Consider the following 735-nt stretch of genomic DNA (forward strand, 5'->3'; position numbering starts at 1 on the left):
CGGAGGGTGATGCGGCCGAGTGCGTCGTGTTCGTAGCGGACGTTGCCTGCCCGGGTGATGCGGGTGCCCGCGTACGCGCGCGGACCCCTTGCCTCCGCGCCCGGGTGGTCCGAGGGCCAGGACGCCTCGGTCTGGTTGCCTGCCTCGTCGTAGGCGTACCGCTCCGTCCAGCCGGCCGCGTGGACCGCCGTCACCCGGCCTGCCGCGTCGAGGTCGAAGCGGCGGGTGCCGGACAGGTGGTCGTCGATGCCGGTCAGGTTGCCGTCGGCCCGGTAGGTGTACGTCCGGTGCTGGAGCCGGTGGCCCCGCGCGCCGGTCACTGACTGGATCGTCAGGCGGCCCGACACGTCGAAGGTGTGCTCCAGCCTGACCGTTCCGGCGATGTGCCGGGTCAGCTCACGGCCTGTTTCGTCGTAGGTGAAGTCGATCGCCCGGCCGGAGGCCGCCATGCCCGTGCGGCGGCCCGCCGCGTCGTACGACCATGTCGTCCTGGCCCCGGTCGGGGTGGTGCGGCCCGTGCGGCGGCCCAGGGTGTCGTAGGTGTACGTCACCGTGCGGCCGTTGACCGTTTCCGAGTGCAGGCGGCCGTAGCGGTCTCGCAGCAGGGTCAGTGTCGCGCCGTCGGGGCACACGGCCTGTGCCAGTTCGTCGGTCAGGTCGTACGCGTACGTCGTGGTGTGGCCCGCCACCTCCTTGCGTATTACTTGACCGAGTTCGTTCCGCTCGAAGGTCACC

General features: G+C 71.4%; 1 pseudogene. It reads right to left on the minus strand.

The annotated features are described in order from the left end of the window. Window positions 1-735: pseudogene (locus tag IE294_RS47000) on the minus strand (type IV secretion protein Rhs); the annotation flags it as partial.

The organism is Streptomyces canarius (genome assembly GCF_014650735.1).
In the GTDB taxonomy this organism is placed as follows: domain Bacteria; phylum Actinomycetota; class Actinomycetes; order Streptomycetales; family Streptomycetaceae; genus Streptomyces; species Streptomyces olivaceoviridis.